21 protein-coding genes are annotated in these 21,806 nt (G+C 56.2%); 12 read left to right on the top strand and 9 right to left on the bottom strand.

Annotation, left to right across the window (positions count from 1 at the left end):
• Positions 1-7: 7 nt before the first annotated feature.
• Together prfA and FHS19_RS27225 are read right to left on the bottom strand one after the other, a co-directional pair.
• Positions 8-1,075, bottom strand: coding sequence for a peptide chain release factor 1 (gene prfA, locus FHS19_RS27230; protein WP_183585026.1), 1,068 nt, complete (start codon positions 1,073-1,075; stop codon positions 8-10).
• A gap of 170 nt (positions 1,076-1,245) precedes the next feature.
• Positions 1,246-2,544, bottom strand: a complete 1,299-nt coding sequence (locus tag FHS19_RS27225) for an amino acid permease (protein WP_183585024.1) — start codon at positions 2,542-2,544, stop codon at positions 1,246-1,248.
• A 195-nt stretch (positions 2,545-2,739) separates the two neighbouring features.
• On the opposite strand from FHS19_RS27225, the gene FHS19_RS27220 reads away from it, so the two are divergent.
• The 5 genes from FHS19_RS27220 (at position 2,740) to FHS19_RS27200 (ending at position 6,308) form a co-directional block, all read left to right on the top strand.
• Positions 2,740-3,645, top strand: coding sequence for a LysR family transcriptional regulator (locus FHS19_RS27220; RefSeq protein WP_183585022.1), 906 nt, complete (start codon positions 2,740-2,742; stop codon positions 3,643-3,645).
• 92 nt (positions 3,646-3,737) lie between these two features.
• Complete coding sequence (locus tag FHS19_RS27215) at positions 3,738-4,271, top strand: RNA polymerase sigma factor (RefSeq protein WP_183585019.1); 534 nt, start codon at positions 3,738-3,740, stop codon at positions 4,269-4,271.
• The gene (locus FHS19_RS27210; protein ID WP_183585017.1) at positions 4,268-4,690 is read left to right on the top strand and encodes a zf-HC2 domain-containing protein; all 423 of its coding nucleotides are present in this window, start codon (positions 4,268-4,270) and stop codon (positions 4,688-4,690) included. The genes FHS19_RS27215 and FHS19_RS27210 overlap by 4 nt, the downstream gene beginning before the upstream one ends.
• Complete coding sequence (locus tag FHS19_RS27205; RefSeq protein ID WP_183585015.1) at positions 4,687-5,208, top strand: hypothetical protein; 522 nt, start codon at positions 4,687-4,689, stop codon at positions 5,206-5,208. The genes FHS19_RS27210 and FHS19_RS27205 overlap by 4 nt, the downstream gene beginning before the upstream one ends.
• Positions 5,205-6,308: a DUF4097 family beta strand repeat-containing protein gene (locus tag FHS19_RS27200; RefSeq protein ID WP_183585013.1), complete on the top strand. Its 1,104-nt coding sequence runs from the start codon at positions 5,205-5,207 to the stop codon at positions 6,306-6,308. Before FHS19_RS27205 ends, FHS19_RS27200 begins: the two co-directional genes overlap by 4 nt.
• A gap of 114 nt (positions 6,309-6,422) precedes the next feature.
• Here FHS19_RS27200 and ychF read toward each other — a convergent pair whose 3' ends face one another.
• The 5 genes from ychF to fni form a co-directional block, all read right to left on the bottom strand.
• The gene (gene ychF / locus FHS19_RS27195) at positions 6,423-7,523 is read right to left on the bottom strand and encodes a redox-regulated ATPase YchF (protein ID WP_183585010.1); all 1,101 of its coding nucleotides are present in this window, start codon (positions 7,521-7,523) and stop codon (positions 6,423-6,425) included.
• A gap of 327 nt (positions 7,524-7,850) precedes the next feature.
• Complete coding sequence (locus FHS19_RS27190) at positions 7,851-8,678, bottom strand: energy-coupling factor transporter transmembrane component T family protein (protein WP_183585008.1); 828 nt, start codon at positions 8,676-8,678, stop codon at positions 7,851-7,853.
• On the bottom strand, positions 8,671-10,383 hold the full coding sequence (locus FHS19_RS27185; protein WP_204797560.1) for an ABC transporter ATP-binding protein: 1,713 nt from the start codon (positions 10,381-10,383) through the stop codon (positions 8,671-8,673). Before FHS19_RS27185 ends, FHS19_RS27190 begins: the two co-directional genes overlap by 8 nt.
• 41 nt (positions 10,384-10,424) lie before the next feature.
• Positions 10,425-10,985, bottom strand: a complete 561-nt coding sequence (locus tag FHS19_RS27180) for an ECF-type riboflavin transporter substrate-binding protein (RefSeq protein WP_183585004.1) — start codon at positions 10,983-10,985, stop codon at positions 10,425-10,427.
• A 314-nt stretch (positions 10,986-11,299) separates the two neighbouring features.
• Positions 11,300-12,367, bottom strand: a complete 1,068-nt coding sequence (gene fni, locus FHS19_RS27175) for a type 2 isopentenyl-diphosphate Delta-isomerase (RefSeq protein ID WP_246426841.1) — start codon at positions 12,365-12,367, stop codon at positions 11,300-11,302.
• A 442-nt stretch (positions 12,368-12,809) separates the two neighbouring features.
• On the opposite strand from fni, the gene FHS19_RS27170 reads away from it, so the two are divergent.
• Together FHS19_RS27170 and FHS19_RS27165 are read left to right on the top strand one after the other, a co-directional pair.
• Positions 12,810-14,159 carry an Nramp family divalent metal transporter gene (locus FHS19_RS27170; RefSeq protein ID WP_183585000.1) on the top strand — a complete coding sequence of 450 codons (1,350 nt, stop codon included), beginning with the start codon at positions 12,810-12,812 and terminating at the stop codon, positions 14,157-14,159.
• A 196-nt stretch (positions 14,160-14,355) separates the two neighbouring features.
• Positions 14,356-15,885: a phospholipase D family protein gene (locus tag FHS19_RS27165; RefSeq protein WP_183584998.1), complete on the top strand. Its 1,530-nt coding sequence runs from the start codon at positions 14,356-14,358 to the stop codon at positions 15,883-15,885.
• Positions 15,886-16,104: 219 nt separating this feature from the next.
• Here FHS19_RS27165 and FHS19_RS27160 read toward each other — a convergent pair whose 3' ends face one another.
• On the bottom strand, positions 16,105-16,932 hold the full coding sequence (locus FHS19_RS27160) for an ABC transporter ATP-binding protein (RefSeq protein WP_076174732.1): 828 nt from the start codon (positions 16,930-16,932) through the stop codon (positions 16,105-16,107).
• A 172-nt stretch (positions 16,933-17,104) separates the two neighbouring features.
• Entirely contained in the window at positions 17,105-18,610 is a 1,506-nt protein-coding gene (gene cls, locus FHS19_RS27155) for a cardiolipin synthase (protein ID WP_183584996.1), read from the bottom strand.
• 239 nt (positions 18,611-18,849) lie between these two features.
• Between cls and FHS19_RS27150 the strand changes: the two genes are divergently transcribed.
• The 5 genes from FHS19_RS27150 (at position 18,850) to FHS19_RS27130 (ending at position 21,804) form a co-directional block, all read left to right on the top strand.
• On the top strand, positions 18,850-19,431 hold the full coding sequence (locus FHS19_RS27150; RefSeq protein WP_183584994.1) for a TetR/AcrR family transcriptional regulator: 582 nt from the start codon (positions 18,850-18,852) through the stop codon (positions 19,429-19,431).
• Positions 19,432-19,470: 39 nt separating this feature from the next.
• Positions 19,471-19,818, top strand: coding sequence for a DMT family transporter (locus tag FHS19_RS27145; protein ID WP_183584992.1), 348 nt, complete (start codon positions 19,471-19,473; stop codon positions 19,816-19,818).
• Entirely contained in the window at positions 19,818-20,132 is a 315-nt protein-coding gene (locus FHS19_RS27140; RefSeq protein ID WP_183584990.1) for a DMT family transporter, read from the top strand. Before FHS19_RS27145 ends, FHS19_RS27140 begins: the two co-directional genes overlap by 1 nt.
• Positions 20,133-20,220: 88 nt before the next feature.
• Positions 20,221-20,667, top strand: a complete 447-nt coding sequence (locus FHS19_RS27135) for a carboxymuconolactone decarboxylase family protein (protein ID WP_183584988.1) — start codon at positions 20,221-20,223, stop codon at positions 20,665-20,667.
• Positions 20,668-20,880: 213 nt separating this feature from the next.
• Entirely contained in the window at positions 20,881-21,804 is a 924-nt protein-coding gene (locus FHS19_RS27130) for a TetR/AcrR family transcriptional regulator (RefSeq protein ID WP_183584986.1), read from the top strand.
• The last annotated feature ends 2 nt before the right edge of the window (positions 21,805-21,806 follow it).

Below are 21,806 nucleotides of genomic sequence, written 5' to 3'. Positions count from 1 at the left end.
CAAAGCCTTATTCCCCTTTATCCATCATTTCCGCCTGCTCCGCAATGTTGAGGGCCGAAATGATCTCTTCGATTTCGCCGTTCATGACCGAATCGAGCTTATGCAGCGTCAATCCGATACGGTGGTCGGTCACCCGGCTCTGCGGGAAGTTGTACGTGCGGATCCGCTCACTGCGGTCGCCTGTACCCACTTTGCTTTTCCGCTCACCGGCATACTTCGCTTCTTCTTCCTGCCGCATCATATCAAAGATCCGCGCACGAAGCACCTGAAGCGCCTTTTCCTTGTTCGAGTTCTGCGATTTGCCGTCCTGACAGGTGGCCACGATTCCGGTTGGAATATGGGTCACACGAACGGCGGATTTCGTCGTGTTAACGGATTGTCCGCCCGCACCGCTGGAGCAGAACGTATCGACGCGGATATCCTTATCATGGATTTCAATGTCGATATCTTCGACTTCCGGCATGACCGCCACCGTGGAAGTGGAGGTATGGATCCGTCCGCCGGACTCCGTCGTCGGGATGCGCTGCACACGGTGCGCGCCGCTTTCGTATTTCATTTTGCTGTAGGCGCCGCGTCCGTTGATCATGAAGATGACTTCCTTGAAGCCCCCCAGATCGTTCGTATTAGCGTCCATCAGCTCTACGCGCCAGCCCTGGGTATCCGCATATCGCGTGTACATCCGGTACAGGTCGGAAGCGAACAAAGCCGCTTCGTCGCCGCCTGCCGCGCCGCGGATCTCGACAATGACGTTCTTGTCGTCGTTCGGGTCCTTCGGCAGGAGCAGAATGCGGATGCGCTCCTCCAGCTCGGTACGGCGTGCGGTCAGTTCCTCGATTTCCATCTTCACCATTTCGCGCATTTCGTCGTCCAGCTTCTCGGCTTGAAGCGCTTTGGCGGATTCGAGTTCTTCCATAACGGATTTATATTCGGTATAAGCCTCATATGCAGGCTGCAAATCGGATTGTTCTTTGGAATATTCCCGCAGTCGCTTACTGTCGTTCGCAACGTCAGGATCGCAAAGCAGTTCACTAAGCTTCTCGTAGCGGTCAGCCAAGGATTGCAATCGGTCCAACACTGGGATTCACCTCTCCTATTTCAAAAATACACTAGGTATATATATGCCATATCGTTATCGCCGCGCTCTATGAAAAAAATAGAGGGTAGACGACTTTATATTATACCACGATACATACATATTTACCATAGCTGACATTGGTGAACGGGACAGCCCGAAAGCCTGTTATGTTAAGCTTGCGCCTTGTTTTTCCGCCCTATACTTACCAAAAAATATACGCCGCAAATGACCAGCGGATACAGGATTGCCCAACCGACGAACGGAAAGACCGCCGCCGTAAGGATAAAGGACAGCCAGCTGACCGTCCGTCCCCACCGCTGGCCTTTCAGCAGCCGAATCCCGGCCGCACAGCCGCCCAGATACGTCAAAATAAACGTGGCATTGGGTAGCGTAATCAGCGTAGTCAGCGACACCGCGCCCGTTCCGTACAGAACGAGCACGAGGACGAAACAGCCGGCCAGGAAGCCCAGTCCCCCGACAGGCGTCTGGAATCGGGACGACATCTTCCCCATCCAGGCCGGCGCCTTTCCTTCCCGGGCGAGCGCGTAAGCGAGCCTCGACGAAGCGCCGGTATACGAAATGACCGTAGCCGTACAAATAAACATCCCCGTCAAGCCCGCGATGACAGCCCCGGCCGGACCGAGCAGCTTTTCAATGACCAGCAGCAGCGATACGTCCGAGCCGCTCCCCCCATAGCTGTGCGTTCCCACCGTGGCCAAAGCCGTCAGGAAATACAGCACGCCGACGATGATGGCCGCGACCGTCACACCCTGCACCGCCGCCCGTTTCGGGTCCACGAACTCCTCGGATAAATGCGATACCGCCTCCCAGCCGATAAAGCACCAGAACAGAATCGCCGCACTTTGGCCGACGCTGACCCACCCTTCCGGCATAAAAGGCGTGAAATGCCTTGCTTCCATATGGGGAAAAGAACCGGATATCGCCAGGATAAGCACCACCACGATCGCCGATACGACAACGATCTGCACGCTGCCGGCCAGCTTCATGCCGAAGATGTTGATGAACAGGGACACGGCCAGCATCAGCGCGGCAATAGCGATTCTGGCGCCGTCACCCAGACCAAAGGCAGCGGTCATATACCCTGCGCCCGTCAATGCGGCCACCGGCGCGCCTATTGGCACCGACATGAGGAAAAACCAGCCGACCAGTGTCCCGGCTTTGGTGCCGTACGCTCTGGTGACAAACGAGGACACACCCCCGGCATCGGGGTAACGCGCCGACAGCAGCCCCATCACGAGGGCCATCGGCAGGACAAGCAGCGTCATGAGCCCCCAGGACAGGAGCGAAGCCGGACCCGCGATATGTGCGGCGAGCCCCGGCACGATCAGGATGCCGGATCCGAGCACCGAACCGATATATAAAGCGATGGCTTGAGGCAGCCGAATGGAAGAGGTTAAGTGTGGTGCTGCCGAAGTCTTTTCAAATGAGGCCTTTTCTAATGAAGCCATATCGTTGATCATCCTATCTGCTGTTAATGGTGTACCCGGCAGGGATTACCGGTCATTCTTGGGTTGTGCAGTGCCCACAGCTTAACAGATAATAGATGAATAGGTAAAACAGATTATTTTGATCGTTTCCATCGGGAGAACCGATGGTTGCTCTTTGATACTAATTCGTATTACGAACCCTTGGGAGGACCATCAATGGACTTAAAACACTTACACACCTTCCGAACCGTTGCGGACACGCATGGCTTTACCAAAGCCGCCGAAGCACTGTCCTACGCCCAGTCGAGCGTCACGGCGCAAATTCAAGCGCTGGAGGAAGAAGTCGGCTCGAAGCTGTTTGACCGTCTTGGGAAAAAGGTACAGCTTACATCCGCAGGCGAGCGTCTGCTGCCCTACGCCATCCAGCTCTTGGAACTGCACGACCGGGCACTGGCCGAAATGTCCGCAGGCGGGAGCCTGCCATCCGGCACGCTGAACATCGGCGCACCCGAGTCACTTGCGGCGTTCCGCCTGCCGGACATTATTAAGGAATACACGGAGCTGTACCCGGACGTGAAGATCATTCTCCGGCCTGCCGGCTGCAAGGAGCTCAAGAAATTGGCCTTGTCCGGCGATATGGACCTGGTGTTCGTGCTGGAGCCAGAAGCCGATGACCCGCACCTGCAGTCAGAGACGCTGATCCATGAACCGATGGCGCTCATTGCGCCGCCGGAGCATCCCCTGACCCTGCTGCCGCAGGTCGATACGCTGGACTTAAAAGATGTTTCTTTTATCCATACCGAATCGGACTGCAGCTACCGCCTGCTGCTCGAACAGCACTTAAACAGCCACGCGATCTACAGCAGCAGCGACCTGGAGTTCTGGAGCATCGAGACGATCAAGCACTGCGTCATGTCCGGCCTCGGCATCTCCCTCCTGCCCGCCATAGCGGTCAAGGACGAGCTGTCCTCCGGCCGGCTCATCCGGCTCCCTTGGGACGACAGCCCCTGCCAAGTGGCCACGCAAATGCTGCATCATCCCGGAAAGTGGCTGTCTCCGGCCCTTGGGGAGTTCATCCGCCTGTCCCGGGAACATGCCGCCAGATGGCGCCAAAACGGCTGAATAAATTTTTTTAAAAAAACTTTGCAGGGATGCCTCGGCATGCGGCGTCTAACTTAACGTATCGGGAGGAGGGGAGAAGACTGGAAGAAGAGTTGCAGTGGATCCGGGCGGTCAAAGCCGGCCATCCGGAAGCCTATAAATTTCTGGTGCAGCGGTACCAGAGCATGGTATACCACGTATGCCTGAAAATGACCGCCGACAGCGTCTCGGCGAAAGATTTGTCGCAGGACATTTTCCTTAAGGCATATTCGGCCCTGCCTGCTTTTCGGGAAGAATCCTCCTTCTCCACCTGGCTGTATCAGATCGCCGTCCGGAAGTGCCTGGACTGGAAAAGGGCCCACCAAAGGGAACAGGCGCGAAGGACCATGGGAGAGGTCAGCGAAAACGATTGGGTGACCGCCGAGACACCCGAAAAGATCGTCCTCTCCGAGGAGACGAACAGCCGGATCCGTCAAATTGTCGATGAACTGCAGGAGCCGTATAAGTCGGCCGTGCAGATGTATTATTTTGAACAATGCTCCTATCAGGAGATTGCCCAGAGGCGGGGCATTACCGCCAAAACCGTCGAATCCCAGTTATACCGTGCCAGACAAATGATGCGTCAGAAAGGAGAGGAGCTCAGGTGAAATGCGAACTCATTCAATACCAGATGGCTGCTTACGCCGCCCATGAACTGCCGCCCGAAACCTCCCTCTTGATCGAAAAGCATTTGAACCAGTGTCCGGAGTGCCAGGCTTGGTATCAGCAAATTGTGGAGATGTCCCAAATTTGGGAGAATCCGGGTCCGGTCATGGATATGCCGGATATCGTATCCGGCGTGATGGAGGAAGTCCGTCAAATGCCGCCGCTGGCGGTAAGATCGCTGCCGAGAAGCCGGCCCCGCGAGTCGCAGAAATCCAAGCTGGCCCATTTCGGGCTTGCGGCCTGCCTGACCTTCTGCTTGTTCCAGTTCGGGATATTCGAGCATTTGGGGAACGGGCTGACGGAGGCCACGCAGCATTTATCCACTCGAATGGAGCACATATTTAAGGAGGGTAACCCATGATTAGAAAAAGTAGATGGCTCACGTTTTTGTTGTCCATGATTCCCGGCCTTGGCCATTTATATTTAGGATTCGCCAAACAGGGGCTGCAGTACATGATCGGCGCCTGCGTCTGTATCATCCTCATCCCGTCGATTCCGATGCTGTTTCCGTTCGCTCTGGCGATTTTGTGGTTCTACCAGCTGTTTGACGCCCTGCAGAAAGCAAGCTGGATGAAAGCCGCGGCCATGGAGCATGAACGGATGATGATGGGCCAGGACACCTTTGGTTACCCTTGGACCGAGCGTGACTGGATTCAAATGAACGGATATCAGAAGGAATCGGCGGTCCATCCGTTTTGGATCGGGGCGACCTGCATCGGGATGGGCATTCTCGTCCTCCTCGTCGGCGTTTTCCCCGGCTTGTGGGAATGGCTGCTGAACCGCAATATTACCAGCGTGCTGCTGGCCGTCGGCCTGATCGTTTACGGCATGTGGCTGCTTGGCAAGAGACCAAACCATAAGGGAAGTGAACATCTGTGACCGCACCGCTTGAGACGCGCCCGCCGGTCCGTAAAATCGGCAAATGGACCACGGCCATCGGACTGATCGGCCTCGGGGTCATCATCATGCTTCAAATGAATCAGTTCATCAGCTTTGAAGTCCTGAAATATGTATGGCCCACCCTGCTCATCCTGCTCGGTATTGAAGTCGTCATTTCCAATGTCGTGCATGCCAACCAGCGCGTTCGTCTGGGCGGCGGAAGCGTCACGATCCTGATCCTGCTTCTGATCGTCAGTGGAGCTCAGGCGATTTACCCCGATTGGACGTTCCTCTTTAACAAGGGTTACCTCAGCGCCGTGCAGGGATCCGTTCCGGCACAGGGAGAAATCAAGCGGGTGGAAGTTTTCCTCGACAGCGGCAAGGTGAACGTAACGGAAGCTCAAGGCTCGAATATTGCCTATGAGGGAAAAGTCCGCGTTCGCACCGAGTCCTCCCAGGCCAATGCCGACAAATGGACGAAGCAGCACTGGAAGTCGGAAACATCGGGGGGCACGCTGACCCTGACACTGGATAAACACCAGCCGGATATCGTTCTGATCGGCGGCTGGGCGATGCCTGAAGATTACTTTAACCTTCAGGTTCCTGAGTCAGTGGAAGTGGAAGTTCATACGAAAAATTCCACCATTGAAGCTTCCGGACTTCATGCCGGATTGACGGCTGTGACGTCGAACGGCACCCTGAACGTGAAGGATATTCAGGGCAAGGTGTCGGCCAAAACAAGCAACGGCCGGATCGTGGCCACGAATATCAGCGGCTCTTCCGAGCTGGTAACCAGCAACGGTACGGTGACAGCCAACCAGCTTGACGGCCCGGTCTACATCCGGACCAGCAACGGCGCCGTGCGGGGCGATAGCGGCATCGCCGGCAATTGGGACGTGAAAACCTCAAACGGCAGCATTAACCTGACCGTTTCCGAGGACGCCAACGCCAAGCTAACCGCCAAGACATCCAACTCCTCCATCAAGGGCAACATCGGCTGGGTTGATGAGAGCGACTCCCGCGCCACGGCCACCTTGAGAGACGGCCAGTATACCGTGGGGCTGGCCACGTCCAACGGCAGCATTACGGTGAATCATTAAGAGCTGTGAGCGTCGCAACCAAAAAACCGCCATCCCCAGGATTTCCTGAGGAATGGCGGTTTTACGTTTATGATCGGCTTGTTCGCAATCCAAAGGTTCGGCTCGATTACACCTTTACACGTTGAAGCGGAAATGCATCACGTCGCCGTCCGCAACGACATAATCTTTGCCCTCCAGGCGAAGCTGGCCGCGTTCCTTCGCGGCATTCATGGAACCGGCGGCGATCAGATCGTCGTAGGAGACCACTTCGGCACGGATAAAGCCGCGCTCAAAATCGGTGTGGATGACGCCGGCTGCCTGCGGCGCCTTCATTCCTTTACGGATCGTCCACGCACGCACTTCCTGCACGCCTGCCGTAAAGTACGTGTACAGGCCGAGCAGGCGATAAGCCGCCTTGATCAGACGGTTCAGGCCGGACTCCTCGAGACCGAGCTCCTCCAGGAACATATCCTTGTCTTCCCCTTCCAGCTCGGCGATTTCCGCCTCCACCTTGGCGCTGATCGGAACGACTTCGGCATTCTCGCCTGCAGCAAAGTCCTTGACCTGCTGCACGTACGGATTGCTGTCCGCGTCGGCCACGCCGTCCTCGCTGACATTGGCCGCGTACAGAACCGGCTTTAGTGTCAGCAGGTGCAGATCGCGGACGATCACTTTCTCTTCGTCCGACAGCTCGACGCTGCGGGCCGGCTGGTCATTGTACAGCGCTTCTTTCAGGCGCTCCAGCACTTCAACTTCCTGGGCGTACTGCTTGTTGCCGCCCTTCATGTTTTTGCGCGAACGGTCGATGCGCTTCTCCACGCTCTCCAGGTCGGCCAGGATCAACTCCAGGTTGATGGTCTGAATGTCGCTGACCGGGTTGACCTTGCCGTCCACGTGTGTGATGTTCTCGTCCTCGAAGCAGCGAACCACGTGCACGATTGCATCCACCTCGCGGATATGGGCGAGGAACTTGTTGCCCAGACCTTCCCCTTTGCTCGCGCCGCGGACCAAACCTGCGATATCGACGAACTCAAAAGCGGTCGGTACGGTTTTGTTCGGCTGGACCAGCTCGGTCAGCTTATCCAGGCGCTCGTCCGGAACTTCGACAACCCCGACGTTTGGATCAATCGTACAGAACGGATAGTTGGCGGATTCGGCACCCGCCTGGGTAATTGCGTTAAACAACGTGGATTTGCCGACGTTCGGCAGTCCAACGATCCCTGCTTTCAAAGCCATTTATATGACAACTCCTATTTAGGTAATAGTTAAACAGACGTCTCTCAATCCTACCCATTATATATTAGAACCCCCGGAGCGGCAAGGATTTGACTTGATTACCGGATGCCCGGCCCGAGCCGTCGTTTCGCCATGCTGCTGAGATGAAGCAAACCGGGGAGCGTAAAGAGCGTAAGGATAAAGAGTGTAACGTTCGTGTAAAAAACGAAAGGCGGCAAAATGAACGAGGACGGCGAAAAACCAATGCCGCAGATGAAGGCAATCAAGCTTTCGACGAAAAAGACCCGGATTCTCCGGGCCTGGTGAGAACATTTGTCCATACTATCTCTAAAAAGGATACCAAAACCCTTTCAGCACCCGCACCTTCAGCCAAATGCCCACGGCCAGCAGCAGCACGCCAAGCACGGCCAGCGTCCAGTCCAGCCCTTCCATCTCCTTGCCGCTGTACCAGGTGCGCCTTTTCTCCGTACCAAAGCCCCGCAGCTCCATGGCGTTGGTCACCGAATCGATCCGGTGCAGCGCCGACTGCAGCACGGGAACGACGACCGCTGACAGGTTGCGCAGGCGCTGGGCAATGCTGCCGTCCTCTTTCGTAATCCCCATGCCGCGCGCCTGCATCGAGTTCAGCGTGCTCCGGAACTCCTCCGTCAGGTCCGGAATATAGCGGAGGGCGATGCTGACGGCGTAGGCGATTTTGTAAGGCACGCCGATCCGGTTCAAACTGCCGGCAAATGCGCTCGGCTGCGTGGTAAAAATGCACAGGATCGTAATCGGCAGCAGCGTCAAATATTTGGCCGACAGCGTCAGCACGTAAAACAGCGTCTCCGCATTGATCGTGTTGTAACCGAGCGGAATCAGCGGCGTATCCGTCCCCGTCAGCCGTGTGCCGAAGGTCGGCGTGATGAGCAGAATAAAGATGCCGTTCAGCACCGTAAAAATAATCATCAGCCAAAACAAAAACGCCATCTTTTTGAAAGGAACACCCGCCGTCGCCAGCAGCCCGATCCCGACAACCAGCATCAGCACAAACACCCGCAGGTCCAAAAACATGTACGTCATGACCGTCCAGGCCATAAACAGCACCAGCTTGACCGCTCCGTCCAGCCGGTGAAACAGCGAGTTCCCCGTGACATAGAGGCTGCCCGTTCTATTCATAGCCCTTCTTCCCTTTCTTCTCTGCGTTGATAAAAGCCTGCACAAACCGCTCCGGCGAAGCCAGGCCGTTCGCTTTGGCGAAAAGGGACAGCGACGTCTCTTTCAAATGAGCAGGCTCCGTCACCTCCGGACGGCTGAGCACCGAAGCGACCGTGTCGGCGGCAAGAATTTCACCCGCGCTGAGCACCACGGCGCGCTGCGCATACTCCAAGGCCAGATACATGTCGTGCGTAATGAGCAGGAAACCGATACCTTGTTCGGCCAATTGCTCGATAAAATCCATAAACTCCTGATAATGCCGATCATCCTGACCGGCCGTGGGCTCATCCAATATCATCAGCTTCGGCGCCAGCACCAGAATCGCGGCGATGCTGAGCCGCTTCTTCTGGCCGTAGCTGAGTGCGGAAACGGGCCAGTTGCGGAAAGGATACAGCCCGCAGGTCTGCAGAACGCCGGCGACCCGCTCCTTGATTTCAGCGGCGGGCACGCCGCGGACCTTCAGACCGAGGCCAACCTCGTCCGCAATCATATGCTGCGTGATCATCCGGTTCGGGTTCTGCATGACATAGCCGATCGCTTCACCCCGGCGGCGGATCGACCACGAGGCCATATCCTCCCGGCCGGCATACAGAATCGAGCCGGACTGCGGCTTCAGAATGCCCGTAATCAGCTGGGACAGCGTTGATTTGCCCGCCCCGTTGTTCCCCAGGAGTGCAACGATCTCTCCGGCGCCGACTTGAAGCGATACATCCTTGAGAACCGGCTGCCCCGGCTCATACCCGAAGGTCAGCCCGCGTACGTCCAGCAGCGGTTCGGCAGGCCGTGACACCGCTTGAGCGGCTGCTTGTTCGCTCCATCGATCCAGCCGCTCCCCCAAGCCGGAAATCCCCAGGGACTGAGGCCGGCTGAGGCCTTGAACGCCTTCCAGCGATACACCGGCGTACCGCAGCGCATCGACATACAGCGGCGGACGCAAGCCGCAGCCGCGCAGCAGGTCGGACGCCAGAATCTCGTCCGGCGCGCCTACTGCCTCGATGCGTCCTTCTTTCATCAGGACGATCCGGTCGATCGGCTGCTGCAGCACGTCCTCCACGCGGTGCTCGATGATGATAACCGTTTTGCCGCTCTGCCGGTGGATATCGTCGATGAGCTGCATCGCTTCGCGCCCGCCCGCCGGATCGAGGTTGGCCAGCGGTTCGTCGAACAGCAGCACCTCCGCATCGGTCGACAGCACGCCGGCCAGGGACACGCTCTGCTTCTGCCCGCCAGACAGCTCGTACGGGCTGTGTTCGATATATTCCAGCATGCCCACCCGCTCCAGGGAAGCGGCGGTTTCCCGTTTCATTTGCTCGCGGGGCATCGCTTTATTTTCCATGACAAACGCCACGTCCTCGGCCACGCTTAAGCCCACGAACTGGGAGTCCTGGTCCTGCAAAATCGTTCCCACCGTGCGGCTCAGCTCGAAAATGCTCAATTCGGCAGGATTCCGTCCGGCAATGCTGAGACTGCCGCTGATTTCACCGCCGTAGGTAAAAGGAATAAGCCCATTGATGCAATGGGCCAAAGTCGATTTGCCGGAGCCGCTGGGACCGGCGATCCAGATCTTTTCACCGGGATAAATGTCCAGCGTAATGTCCTTCAGCGTGGGCTCCGACTGATTTTTATATTTAAAGCTGTATTGTTGAAACGAGATGATCGGCTGCATCATGACGTGAATCTCCTATCCTGTGGCGCTATGCCAAGCACCTACTCGTTGACGCTCAAATTGCTGACTTTGGCGTTTCTGCGGGCAAATCCGATCACAGCCGGAACCCCGAGCACCGAAAAGACGACGATATTCGAAATCGAAGCGGCCGTGACCTGAATCAGCAGCTTATCACTCGGCTCGCCCATAAACGTGATGTCAAACCATCCCGAGAAGAGCAGCGACAGAATGATGCCGACGACGCCGTATACGATGAACAGGCCGATATGCTTTCCTTTGTATGTACCGTTTTGAGGGTCAAACCCCTTGGATAAGTAAATGAGTCCCATAAATGCGGCCGTAATGCCGGAACCGAGCGCCCAGCCCCACCATACCGTACCGCTGGTGAGCAGGTCGTTCAGCACGTGGCCGATCAGCCCTGCGATAAACCCGACCACCGGGCCGAACAGGGCGCCAAAAATCGCCAGCAGCGCAATCGCCGGACGCAGCGAGGTATCGGGTCCCACGGGAATGCCAATAAAGCTGGTGGCTCCATAGAGGGCCGCACCGATGCCTATCGTCACCACGGTTCTTGTGTTTAACTGAAAAATGGATTTCTTCAAAGCAGCGTCACCTTCCCCTTTATATCGATTCAACAACCTTCATGTTCCAAAGGCGAACATTTTGCGTTATTTGTACTCTTAATATAAGGGCGGGCAGAAACGAAGGCAAAACTTTTTTTGGTAAATATTATATAAAATTTTTGGATCGGTCACCGCAAGGAACGCGGAAACAGCCATAACAGCAGCAAAAAAGGCCTAATTTCCGATGAGGAAAATGGGCCTTTGGTTGATTGTTTGCTTTTTGGCATTTAATTCGCTGAAAAAGAGCAGGTTCCTGTCAATAATGCTATCAGCCTGAAGACTGTCTCCCCAGGTCACGGCCGGGTCCGCACCAGCCGGCGCGTCCCCTTCAGCGCGGCAATGTCCGCCGCGCCGATGCCGAACATCGCGGTGCGCAGCTCGAACTCGACCTGCGCCAGCGCCTCGTCCAGCGCCTGCTCGGACGAGACGGCCGGGCCGAGCAGGCTGCGGCCAAAGCCCGCGAGATCGGCGCCGAGCGCCAGCGCCTTGGCGGCGTCCACGCCGCCCTGCAGCCCGCCGCTGCCGATCAGCCCTCCGTGCGGGGACATCGCCCGCACCTCGGCAATGCATTCCGCGGTCGGGATGCCCCAGCCCGCGAACGCCTCCGCCGCCCGGCGCCTAACCGCGTCCCGGCTGCGGAACTTCTCGACCTGGCTCCAGGAGGTCCCCCCGGCGCCAGCCACATCGACGAAGGCCACGCCGGCGTCGTACAACCGCGCCGCCGTGTCCCCGTCGATGCCCCAGCCGACCTCCTTGACGCCGACCGGCACGTCCAGCCGGCGGCATACCTCTCCGATCCGGCTAAGCAGGCCGCTGAAATTCGTGTTCCCCTCCGGCTGGAACACCTCCTGCAGGCCGTTCAGGTGCAGCACGAGCATGTCCGCTCCGGCGATATCGACAGCCCTTTGACACTGCTCCACGCCGAAGCCGTAGTTCAGCTGGACGGCGCCCAGGTTCGCAATCACCGGAATCGTCGGCGCATGTGTGCGTACATGGAAGGTCGGCGCGAGCTCCTCCTTCTCCACCGCCGCGCGGATCGAGCCGACCCCGAGTGCCCAGCCCCGCCGCTCGGCGACGGCAGCCAGGCGGGCGTTAATCGCTCCGGTGGCATCGCTTCCGCCCGTCATGGAGCTGATCAGGAGCGGCGTCCGGAGCGTCCGCCCGAGGAAGGAGGCTTCGAGGGAAACCTCCTCGAAGCCGATCTCCGGCAGCGCACAGTGGCGAAAGCGGTACTGTTCCAGGCCGGAGGTTACGCCACTGCCCACATCTTCGTTCAAGCACAGGCGCACATGCTCGATTTTTCTTTCGCCTGTAGGTATTTCGGGCAGCAAGGACCCGCTTTCCGCTTCGTTTCCGTTCATCTGATGCGCCCCTTTCATGGATATGCAAACCTTGAGTAACTTCGTGACCCACTCGTCACCCCACGATTCTCTAAAAAAAGTATTATACCACAGAACCTTTGTTAAATTCGCCAGCACATCTCAAGCCGAGAAGATCATCCATCCCGTGAGTCACGGATGATGCATTCGGCTGACCCAAGTTCACAAGACCGCTTCCCTCCCCTCCAGCGACCCGGTTCACACATCGCCGTATAATGATGGCTACGCACAGGGGCACACGTCACAGCGACGCATCAACTGCTTTGCAGGTTGTCTGGCCGAAGCGCTTACAAGGAGCCCACAAAAGTTTCCTTGGGGAAAATTTTTGAAGTACATGCAACTGCCCAGGAGCTTTCCAATAGGATGTGATATCTGTTTAGACCCGATATAGATCGAAAGAATGGTTGTGAAAGGAGTGCTGCCCATGAACGCAAGTGAGGAGAGCCGACTGGCCGCCGCCCGCAGCGGCTGGAGCAAAGGAGGCGGACCGCCCAGCCTGCCTGAAGTGCATAAATCGATGAAGGTTCCCTTGAAGGGCAGCTTCTTCCGCAAGATGCTCGCCTTCGCGGGTCCCGGATACCTCGTCGCCGTAGGGTACATGGATCCCGGCAACTGGGCCTCCGATTTGGCCGGCGGCGCCATGTTCAACTACTCGCTGCTGTCGGTCATTATGATATCGAACCTGATGGCGATCCTGCTCCAGTCCCTGTCCGCCCGCCTTGGCATTGCTACGGGAAGGGACTTGGCCCAGGCCTGCCGCGATCATTACAGCAAGCCCGTCAGCGTCGGGCTCTGGATATTATGCGAGCTGGCGATTGCGGCCTGCGATCTGGCCGAAATTATCGGCTCGGCCATCGCGCTGCAGCTGTTGTTCGGCCTGCCGCTGCTGGCCGGCGTCCTCATCACGTCCGTAGACGTCCTTCTGGTGCTGCTGCTGCAAAACAAAGGATTCCGGCATATCGAAATTTTGGTCATTTCGTTTATCGCCGTCATCATCATGTGCTTCGGGGTCGAATTGTTCCTGTCCAAGCCGGAGATGGGAGCCGTCATGGCCGGATTCGTGCCGACGGCAGACATCGTGCAGAACCCGGAAATGCTGTACATCGCCCTGGCCATGCTTGGTGCGACCGTCATGCCCCACAACCTGTACCTGCACTCCTCGATCGTGCAGACCCGGCAGTACGATGAGTCCGTCGCCGGCAAGAAATCGGCGATCCGCTTCGCTACCGCGGATTCCACCGTGGCGCTCACCATCGCCCTGTTCGTCAATGCGGCCATCCTAATCCTTGCCGCGTCTGCCTTTTATTCAACGGGGCATACTGAAGTAGCAGAGATTCAAGACGCCTACCAGCTGCTCACTCCGCTCCTGGGCACCGGTGCGGCCAGCGTCCTGTTCGCCGTCGCGCTGCTCGCTTCCGGCCAAAACTCGACGCTGACGGGAACCCTGGCCGGCCAGATCGTCATGGAAGGCTTTATGAACATCCGCCTGAAGCCATGGATCCGGCGACTAATCACGCGCCTGATCGCCATCGTTCCCGCCGTGATCGTGATCGGAATTTACGGGGAAGGCTCCACCGGCCAGCTGCTGATCTTCAGCCAGGTCATCCTTTCGCTGCAGCTGTCCTTTGCCGTGTTCCCGCTGGTCAAATTCACTTCCGATCCCGTTAAGATGGGACCCTTCATCGCGCCGCGCTGGGTGCGAATATTGGCCTGGATCGTAGCAGCCGTCATCGCTGCGCTGAATATTTACTTGCTGTACGGCACTTTTTTCTAAACGGTCACAAGACGTCATGCCCTTTTCCCATACAATGACAGCGGCAAGCTGCTTCAAAAAGGCCCTTTCGACGTTAATAGGTGGATAGATTCATGGAACGATGCAAGGCAGGGTTCAAGACCGTGAGGTTCCGCCTCCCGGGAATCCTGCCGTTTAACCCAACGGCTGGCGGACAAGCAAAGGAGGCGATGATTCGATGACCCACCATATAAGTTCCCAACAAGCACCTGAACCGTACAAGGCACGTACGGCCGGCCGGCAGCCGCAGGGAAAAAGCCGCAAGCGCCGGGTACTGCGCTGGATTCTGGCTGCGGCCTGCTTGCTCGTCCTTTGGCTCGCTGGGGTCATCGTTTACCAGACACACAAGCCCCTTCCTCCCGGCATTTCCTACGAGAGCCCGCTCTACCATGTCGATCAGGTCCGCTTCTATCGCGACTTGACTTACCCTGATAACCAAGGGCAGGTCATCCATGAGCCCCAGATAACGAATCGTATCATGCAGATTGTCGATGAATCCCGGCAATTCCTTGTCATCGATCTGTTCCTGTTTAACGATTACAAGCATAAAGGCCAGAAGTTCCCGACCGTCAGCAAGGATTTGGCGGACAAGCTCATAGCGCATAAAAAGCAGTACCCTCAGATGCAGATCGTTTTTATTACGGACCCAATTAATATTAATTACGGCTCCGCCCCGAACCCCCTGCTCGAAGCGATGAAGGCGGCGGGCATCCAGGTCGTCGTGACCGACGTGGATCCGCTGCGGGATTCGAACCCGATCTACTCATCCGTGTGGCGGACGTTTATCCAATGGTTCGGCCAGTCCGGCAACGGATGGATTCCGAACCTGATGGCAAACGAGGGGCCCAAGGTCACCGCAAGGTCGTATTTGAAAATGCTGAACGTCAAGGCCAACCACCGCAAGGTTGTGGTCAGCGAGAAGACCGCTCTGGTCTCTTCCGGCAACGTGCATGATGCCAGCGCCTACCACTCCAATATTGCGTTTGAGGTGCAGGGCCCGATTATCGGCGATATTCTGAAAGGCGAGCAGGCGGCGGCCCGGCTGTCCGGGGACTACCGGCTCCCGGTATATGCCCCAGCCTCCGAGAGCGCTCAGAGATCAACCCAAGGGAAAATAGGTATCCGCTATCTGACCGAAGGCAAGATCGACAAATATACGCTGCTGGAGATCAACCGGGCGCCGCAAGGGTCCACCCTGTGGATGGGCATGTTCTATCTGGCCGATGAAAAGGTGATGAGCGCCCTGCTGGATGCCGCCGACCGCGGCGTCAACATCCGGCTGCTGCTTGACCCCAATCAGAACGCCTTCGGCCAGGACAAAATCGGCATCCCGAACCGCCCGGTAGCGAAGGAACTCACCAAGCGTTCCGAGGGGCGTATCGCAATCCGCTGGTATAACACGACGGAGGAGCAGTATCATACGAAGCTGATGTACATCTCCAATCCTTCAGGCAGTTCTGTGATCATGGGCGGTTCGACCAATCTTACGCCGCGGAACCTGGATAACTATAATCTGGAGAACGACCTCTGGATATCCGTTCCGCGCGGCGATGCACTGGACCGGCAGGTGGCCGGCTATTTTGACCGGCTCTGGAACAACAGGGACGGGCACTACAGCCTGGACCTGAGCGCGTATCAGGAAAAATCCACCTGGTTCAAGGATTTCCTGTTCCGCGTGCAGAAGCTGCTTGGATTTACGACCTTCTGAGCCGTCACCAAGTCCAATGCTTTCACGGCATCCCCCCATTCTCCGGGGTTTGACCCGGGCCTTAGCACAGCCACTGAATTCTGATGAGCCCCGATATCTCGCCGGTACGATTATGTAACGCAAAAAAGGCGCCTTCTGTTATGCAGAAGCGCCTTCTTAAATACCTTTTATAGCGTTGTCTTAAGGCTCAACAATATCTCTGCTCACGGAACGCATTCCCTAAGCTTCGCAGACCGCCGACAGCTTGCACCGGTCTCCGCACAAGCGGCCTTTGCCGTGCGGCACGCACATCGGCGTTCCGAAGATCGGATCCTCCGCAATCATGCAATCCATGCAGAACACTTCCTTGACCATCTGCGGCGTCAGCACGTCTTCCGGTGCGCCGGCGCAGTATACGCCCTGGTTCTTCACGGCAATCATATGGTCGGCGTAACGGCAGGCCAGATTCAGGTCATGAAGCACCATCACGATCGTCCGTCCCTGCTCACGGTTCAGCTCATACAGCAGATCCAACACTTCGATCTGATGGCTCAAATCCAGGTACGTCGTCGGCTCGTCGAGCAGAATCAGGTCGGTGTTTTGCGCCAGCGTCATGGCGATCCAGGCCCGCTGCCGCTGTCCGCCGGACAGGGAATCAACCGCGCGGTCGGCCAGATCGGTGAGGCGCGTCATTTCCAGCGCTTCGTTCACCAGACGCTCATCCTCCGCACTCCACTGCTTCAGCCACGATTGGTGCGGATAACGCCCCTGCTTCACCAGCTGAAGCACAGTCAGGCCCTCCGGAGCCGTCGGCCCCTGCGGCAGAATTGCCATATTCCGGGCAACTTCCTTGGTCGACGTCCGATGGATTTCCTTACCGTCGAGCAGTACAGATCCGCTCTTCGGACGCAAGAGACGCGCCATGGAACGAAGCAGCGTGGATTTGCCGCAGCCGTTGCTGCCGATCAGAACCGTAACTTTGCCTTCGGGAATGTCCAAATGCAGATCTTTAATAATATCGGTATCGCCGTAACCCAGCGTCAGTGCTTCCGTTTGCAAAAGCGTCATCTTTCCCGTAACCCCCAATTCTGCCTATCATATGATTTACAACCGTCTAATAACGTCCGTCCACAATAATGAGAATCATTATCACAAATATAATGGTCGGCCGCGTGAATGTCAACCACTCACAGGCCCCCCAAAGAAGCTTTTTCGCCTACCTCGTACCGCCGCAAAGCCGCTACAGCAAAGGGGATAGCAGCCTCGCGAGGGATTCCATAAAGCGCTCCGGTATTTTTTTCTTATTAAATTTATCGGGAATGATCTGCTTCGTATACACCAAATCCCGCTCGAAGTCCGACACGATCCGCTGCACGCTCTCGGTCTGCACCAGCAGCGCGTTCACTTCAAAATTCAAATGGAAGCTGCGCATGTCCATATTGGCGGTTCCGATCGTCGCCACCTCGCCGTCAATGATCAGCAGCTTGGAATGCAGAAACCCTTTTTCGTATTCGTAAATTTTGACGCCCACGTCGAGCAGTGACGGAAAATACGAGTGGGAAGCCAGGAACGGCAGCCACTTATCCGGCTTGGACGGAAAAAGGATGCGTACGTCGAGCCCCGACATCGCTGCCACGCGCAGGGACGTCAGGATATCGTCGTCCGGGATAAAATAAGGCGTCGCCAGCCAGACCGATTTCTGCGCCGAGGTGATCATCGAGAAAAAAATATTTTTGAGCGTGCGCCGGTCGTTGTCCGGTCCGCTCGGAATGATCTGCACGGCGCCGCCGCTGCTTTCCGCCAGCTCGGGAGACAGATATTCGGCGTCCAGCACCTTTTCCCCCGTCATATAGAGCCAGTCCTGCAGGAAAATAATTTGCAGTGTCCGCACCGCCTCACCCCTGACGCGCATATGCGTATCTCTCCAGAAGCCGTAAGCCGCATTGCGGCTCAGGTACTCGTCCCCCACGTTCAGCCCGCCGATAAAGCCGACCTTGCCGTCGATCACGACGATTTTGCGGTGGTTGCGGAAGTTGACCCGGGAGAGAAAAAAAGCCTTGGAGCTTCCGTACGCGACGACTTGAACCCCGGCTTCTTGCATGGTCCGGAGGAACGATTTGGGCAGCTGCATGCTTCCCCAGGCATCGTACATAAAACGGACCTGCACGCCGGCTTTGGCCTTTTCAATTAAAATCTGCTGAATCCTTGTTCCGATATGGTCGGCGCGGTAAATGTAGTATTCCATATGAATATGATGCCTGGCCTTCTCAAGCTCCTTCAGCAGGGTGGAGAACGTTTCCTGCCCGTTGGTCAGCACTTTGGTATCGCTGGAGAAAGAAATCGGAGTCCGCGCCAGCCGCTGCGAGAGATGCAGCAGCTGCTGCTGCATGGGGTTGAAGGAAGAGAGATCCGGGTGGAACCGCACATTATTCTCTTCCAGCCGGTCATACGTTCTGAGATCCTGCTCGGCTTTTTTATCGAACTTGCGCCGTTTGAAGTAGTGTTGCCCGAAGAGCAGATAAAAGAACAGCCCCACCACCGGCATCAGGGCGAGCAGCAGAATCCAGGCCATCGTCGAGGACGGGTTGCGGTTCTCCATAAAAATCATGAACCCGAGCGACACGACGGTGAGCGTGGAAAATATACTGACAATGGTTCCCGCGGTTTTGCCGAACACGCCGAAACCAAAATAGTAAAACGCAAATAATATGGCGGCAATGATAAAGATTTGTATTCCCCGTCTCATATGTTACCTCTCTTAAGTATCATTAAAAAACATGCCTATCCATGGTCATCGTCCAAACCCATAAGGTATATTTTACATGAACAAGTTCAAACTTCCTACGAATTTTTATCGAACGGACAAGCTTGCTCAAAAATGCCGTGCCCGCCTGATGTTAGAATGCCCATCTTTCTTGACATTGGCCGCATCATGTGAAAAAATAACACCTAACGACCGTTAGGTAGCCAATAGGAGTCGATGATATGAACGCCAAAAACACCTTGCTCGAAGCTGCACTATCGCATTTTGCCAAGGATGGATATGAAGGAGCGTCCCTGCAAAAAATAGCCGAGGAAGTCGGCATCAAAAAGCCGTCCATTTACGCGCATTTCAAAGGGAAAGATGAGCTCTTCCTGCAGACGCTGAAAGGCGCCCTCGATGAGGAAGGGACCCGGATTATCCGCCGTTATATCAGCCTGAAAGACCAGCCCCTCGAGCAGCGGCTTAAAGGACTGCTGGAGTATCTCCAGGAGGAGTACACCCGGAGCAGCAAAACCAAGTTTGTGCTGCGCATGGCCTACTTTCCGCCTTCCTCGTTGCATGATCAGGTCATGGAACTGGTCTTTCCGTTTCTGGATTCGATGGAAAAGCGGATGATTCGCGTCATGCGCCACCACGCTTCCGCCGGCCATCTCCCGGTTAAGGATCCGGATGGTGCGGCCGTCGCCTATATGACGCTGATCGACGGTGTCCTCATCGAAATGGTGTGCGGAGGGCTGGAGGGTTCGCAGCGCCGGCTGGCAGCCGCATGGCCCGTATACTGGGCGGGCATTCATCATATTTGACGCAAGTGGCATCCTAACGGACATTAAAGGAGGATCATCATGAACCGCCACTGGCTTTCTGTTATTATCGGGGGCGTTGTGGAAGTGCTGTGGGTGTCCGGCCTGAAGCACTCGGACAATGCGCTCGAATGGATTCTTACCGTCATCGCCATCATCGCGAGCTTCGTTCTCATTATTGACGCTTCGAACCATCTGCCGGTTGGGACAGTGTACGCGGTGTTTACCGGCCTGGGAACGGCCGGCACCGTCGTCGCCGAGATGCTGTTCTTCGGCGAACCGTTCCGCTGGCCCAAGATACTGCTCATTCTCGTTCTTCTCGCCGGAGTGATCGGCCTTAAGCTGGTCACCGACAAAGACGGCAAGGAACAAAAGGGGGCGAATCACTGATGGCTTGGATTGCAATCGTCATCGCCGGCCTGTGCGAAATGTTCGGGGTCATCGGCATCAAAGGCGTCACGCAAAAGAAAGGGCTCCCGGCCTATGCCATGCTGATCCTGTCCTTTGCGCTCAGCTTTTCCCTGCTGTCCTACGCCATGAACTCGATTCCAATGGGAACGGCGTACGCGGTCTGGACCGGCATCGGCACGGTCGGCAGCACGCTGGCCGGCATGTTTCTGTTCGGCGAGCCCAAGGAATGGCGGCGAATTTTGTTTATTGCCATGATTTTGGCCTCAGCGGTAGGTTTGAAGCTGATCTCATAATTTTTTTTGCTTTTTTTATGGAACGATGTCACAAATTCCGTCCCTGATCAGTCTTCTTTGTGAATGAACTTAAAGGAGGCTGTTATCGATGAGAATCAGATTGAATTACAGGGATGCCAATATGCCGGCTTTTAAAGCGATGCTTGCTTTTGAGCAGTTTGCCCACAACACATCGATCGACAAAGTGCTCTACGAGCTGATCAAAATCCGGGTGTCGCAAATTAACGGATGCGCGTTTTGCCTGGATATGCACAGCAAGGACTTGCTCAAGCTGGGAGATTACCAGGAGCAGCTGACGCTGGTCTGCGTATGGCGGGAAGCACCTGTGTTTACGGAGCAGCAGCGTGCCGCGCTGGAGCTTGCGGAATATGTAACGAAAATTTCCGAGGCGGGCGTCCCGGATGAAGTGTTCGGCAGGGTCAGGGAACATTTTGACGAGAAAGAGATCATCGACCTGCTCATGGCGATCAACGCGATCAACTGCTGGAACCGGCTGGCCATTTCAACCGGCATGTTTCCGGGCTGCATGGGTTAACGAACCGCCCATCGAAACCGTCACAATTTTGCCACATTCATTCCTTATATATTTGAAGCCGAACCGGCACCCTCCTGCGTATTACAACCAGGAAGGTGCCTTTTTTTGTAAAGAGTGCCCGGCTGTTTGAAACAGGCTTCGCTTTGTAATATAATCGTTCTGACTAAACGGTCAATTTGAGAACCCGAGTGTCAGAAAGGAGTGAAGGTGCATTTGTCTGAGAAACTGGCGGACAAGAAAAAACAGATTCTGAAAACCGCCCTGCAGCTGTTTTCCACAAAAGGGATTTCGGCCACCTCCATGCAGGAAATCGCGGAATACTGCGGCATGTCCAAAGGCAGCTTGTATTTGCATTTTAAATCCAAGGAGGATTTGGAGAGCAGCATCTACCTGTACTGTGAGGGCCTGATCCGGGACAGCGTCATGCAGGTGGAACAAGAACACCTTCTGACTCCCAAAGAACAGCTGCGGAAACAGCTGGAAGTCGTGCTGAATCTGCTCGTGGAGCTCCGCGAGTTCCTGGTGGTGCAAATTCAGGATCACCATGCCTCGGGTAAAAAGCCTCCGTCCCAGAAACATTTGCGTGAGAAGCAAATCATCGGCATCCAGTGGTTTAAAAACAAGCTCGAGCAAATTTACGGGGATGATGTGTATCCCTACACGCTGGACCTTACCATGTTTGTGGTGGGCCTTCTCGACGGATATATCCGGACGCTGTTTATTCCGGGTCTGCCGCTCAACATCCGGCGGGTTGCCGACCATATCGTGTACCTGCTGGACGAAGTCGTCGGCAGCATGGTCCGGTCGCAGCGGGATCCGCTTATTTCCCCGGGAATATGGACCGAGTGGACGGAAAAGCTGAAGGACCGGTCCGGCGGAAGCCTGCGGCACCCGCTGATCATTACCAAGCAGATGCGGGATTTGCTGAAGGACAAGCTCCAGGAGGGACCGGTGCGTGACCTGGCCCAGGAATCGATCGACATCATCGATAAGGAGTTTCGGGACATCGAACCGCGCAAAGCGATTCTGGCCGGCATGATCGCCAACCTGGAGAGCGTGCCCGAGCTTGGTTCCTTAAGCCGCGAACTGAAGGAAATCTGCAAGCTGTACGTGTTTTCAAGAACCGATCGTACCTGAAA

It is taken from the genome of Paenibacillus rhizosphaerae (assembly GCF_014192015.1).
Classification (GTDB): Bacteria; Bacillota; Bacilli; order Paenibacillales; family Paenibacillaceae; genus Paenibacillus_AQ; species Paenibacillus_AQ rhizosphaerae.
This window is presented reverse-complemented; position numbering and strand designations above follow the sequence as displayed.

Coding starts and splice junctions, on each gene's coding strand:
- FHS19_RS27225 (WP_183585024.1), bottom strand. CDS start 2,544: ATGGCTTCATTAGAAAAGGCCTCATTTGAAAAGACTTCGGCAGCACCA.
- FHS19_RS27220 (WP_183585022.1), top strand. CDS start 2,740: ATGGACTTAAAACACTTACACACCTTCCGAACCGTTGCGGACACGCAT.
- FHS19_RS27205 (WP_183585015.1), top strand. CDS start 4,687: ATGATTAGAAAAAGTAGATGGCTCACGTTTTTGTTGTCCATGATTCCC.
- ychF (WP_183585010.1), bottom strand. CDS start 7,523: ATGGCTTTGAAAGCAGGGATCGTTGGACTGCCGAACGTCGGCAAATCC.
- FHS19_RS27190 (WP_183585008.1), bottom strand. CDS start 8,678: ATGAATAGAACGGGCAGCCTCTATGTCACGGGGAACTCGCTGTTTCAC.
- FHS19_RS27185 (WP_204797560.1), bottom strand. CDS start 10,383: ATGCAGCCGATCATCTCGTTTCAACAATACAGCTTTAAATATAAAAAT.
- fni (WP_246426841.1), bottom strand. CDS start 12,367: ATGAACGGAAACGAAGCGGAAAGCGGGTCCTTGCTGCCCGAAATACCT.
- FHS19_RS27170 (WP_183585000.1), top strand. CDS start 12,810: ATGAACGCAAGTGAGGAGAGCCGACTGGCCGCCGCCCGCAGCGGCTGG.
- FHS19_RS27165 (WP_183584998.1), top strand. CDS start 14,356: ATGACCCACCATATAAGTTCCCAACAAGCACCTGAACCGTACAAGGCA.
- FHS19_RS27160 (WP_076174732.1), bottom strand. CDS start 16,932: ATGACGCTTTTGCAAACGGAAGCACTGACGCTGGGTTACGGCGATACC.
- cls (WP_183584996.1), bottom strand. CDS start 18,610: ATGAGACGGGGAATACAAATCTTTATCATTGCCGCCATATTATTTGCG.
- FHS19_RS27150 (WP_183584994.1), top strand. CDS start 18,850: ATGAACGCCAAAAACACCTTGCTCGAAGCTGCACTATCGCATTTTGCC.
- FHS19_RS27145 (WP_183584992.1), top strand. CDS start 19,471: ATGAACCGCCACTGGCTTTCTGTTATTATCGGGGGCGTTGTGGAAGTG.
- FHS19_RS27140 (WP_183584990.1), top strand. CDS start 19,818: ATGGCTTGGATTGCAATCGTCATCGCCGGCCTGTGCGAAATGTTCGGG.
- FHS19_RS27135 (WP_183584988.1), top strand. CDS start 20,221: ATGAGAATCAGATTGAATTACAGGGATGCCAATATGCCGGCTTTTAAA.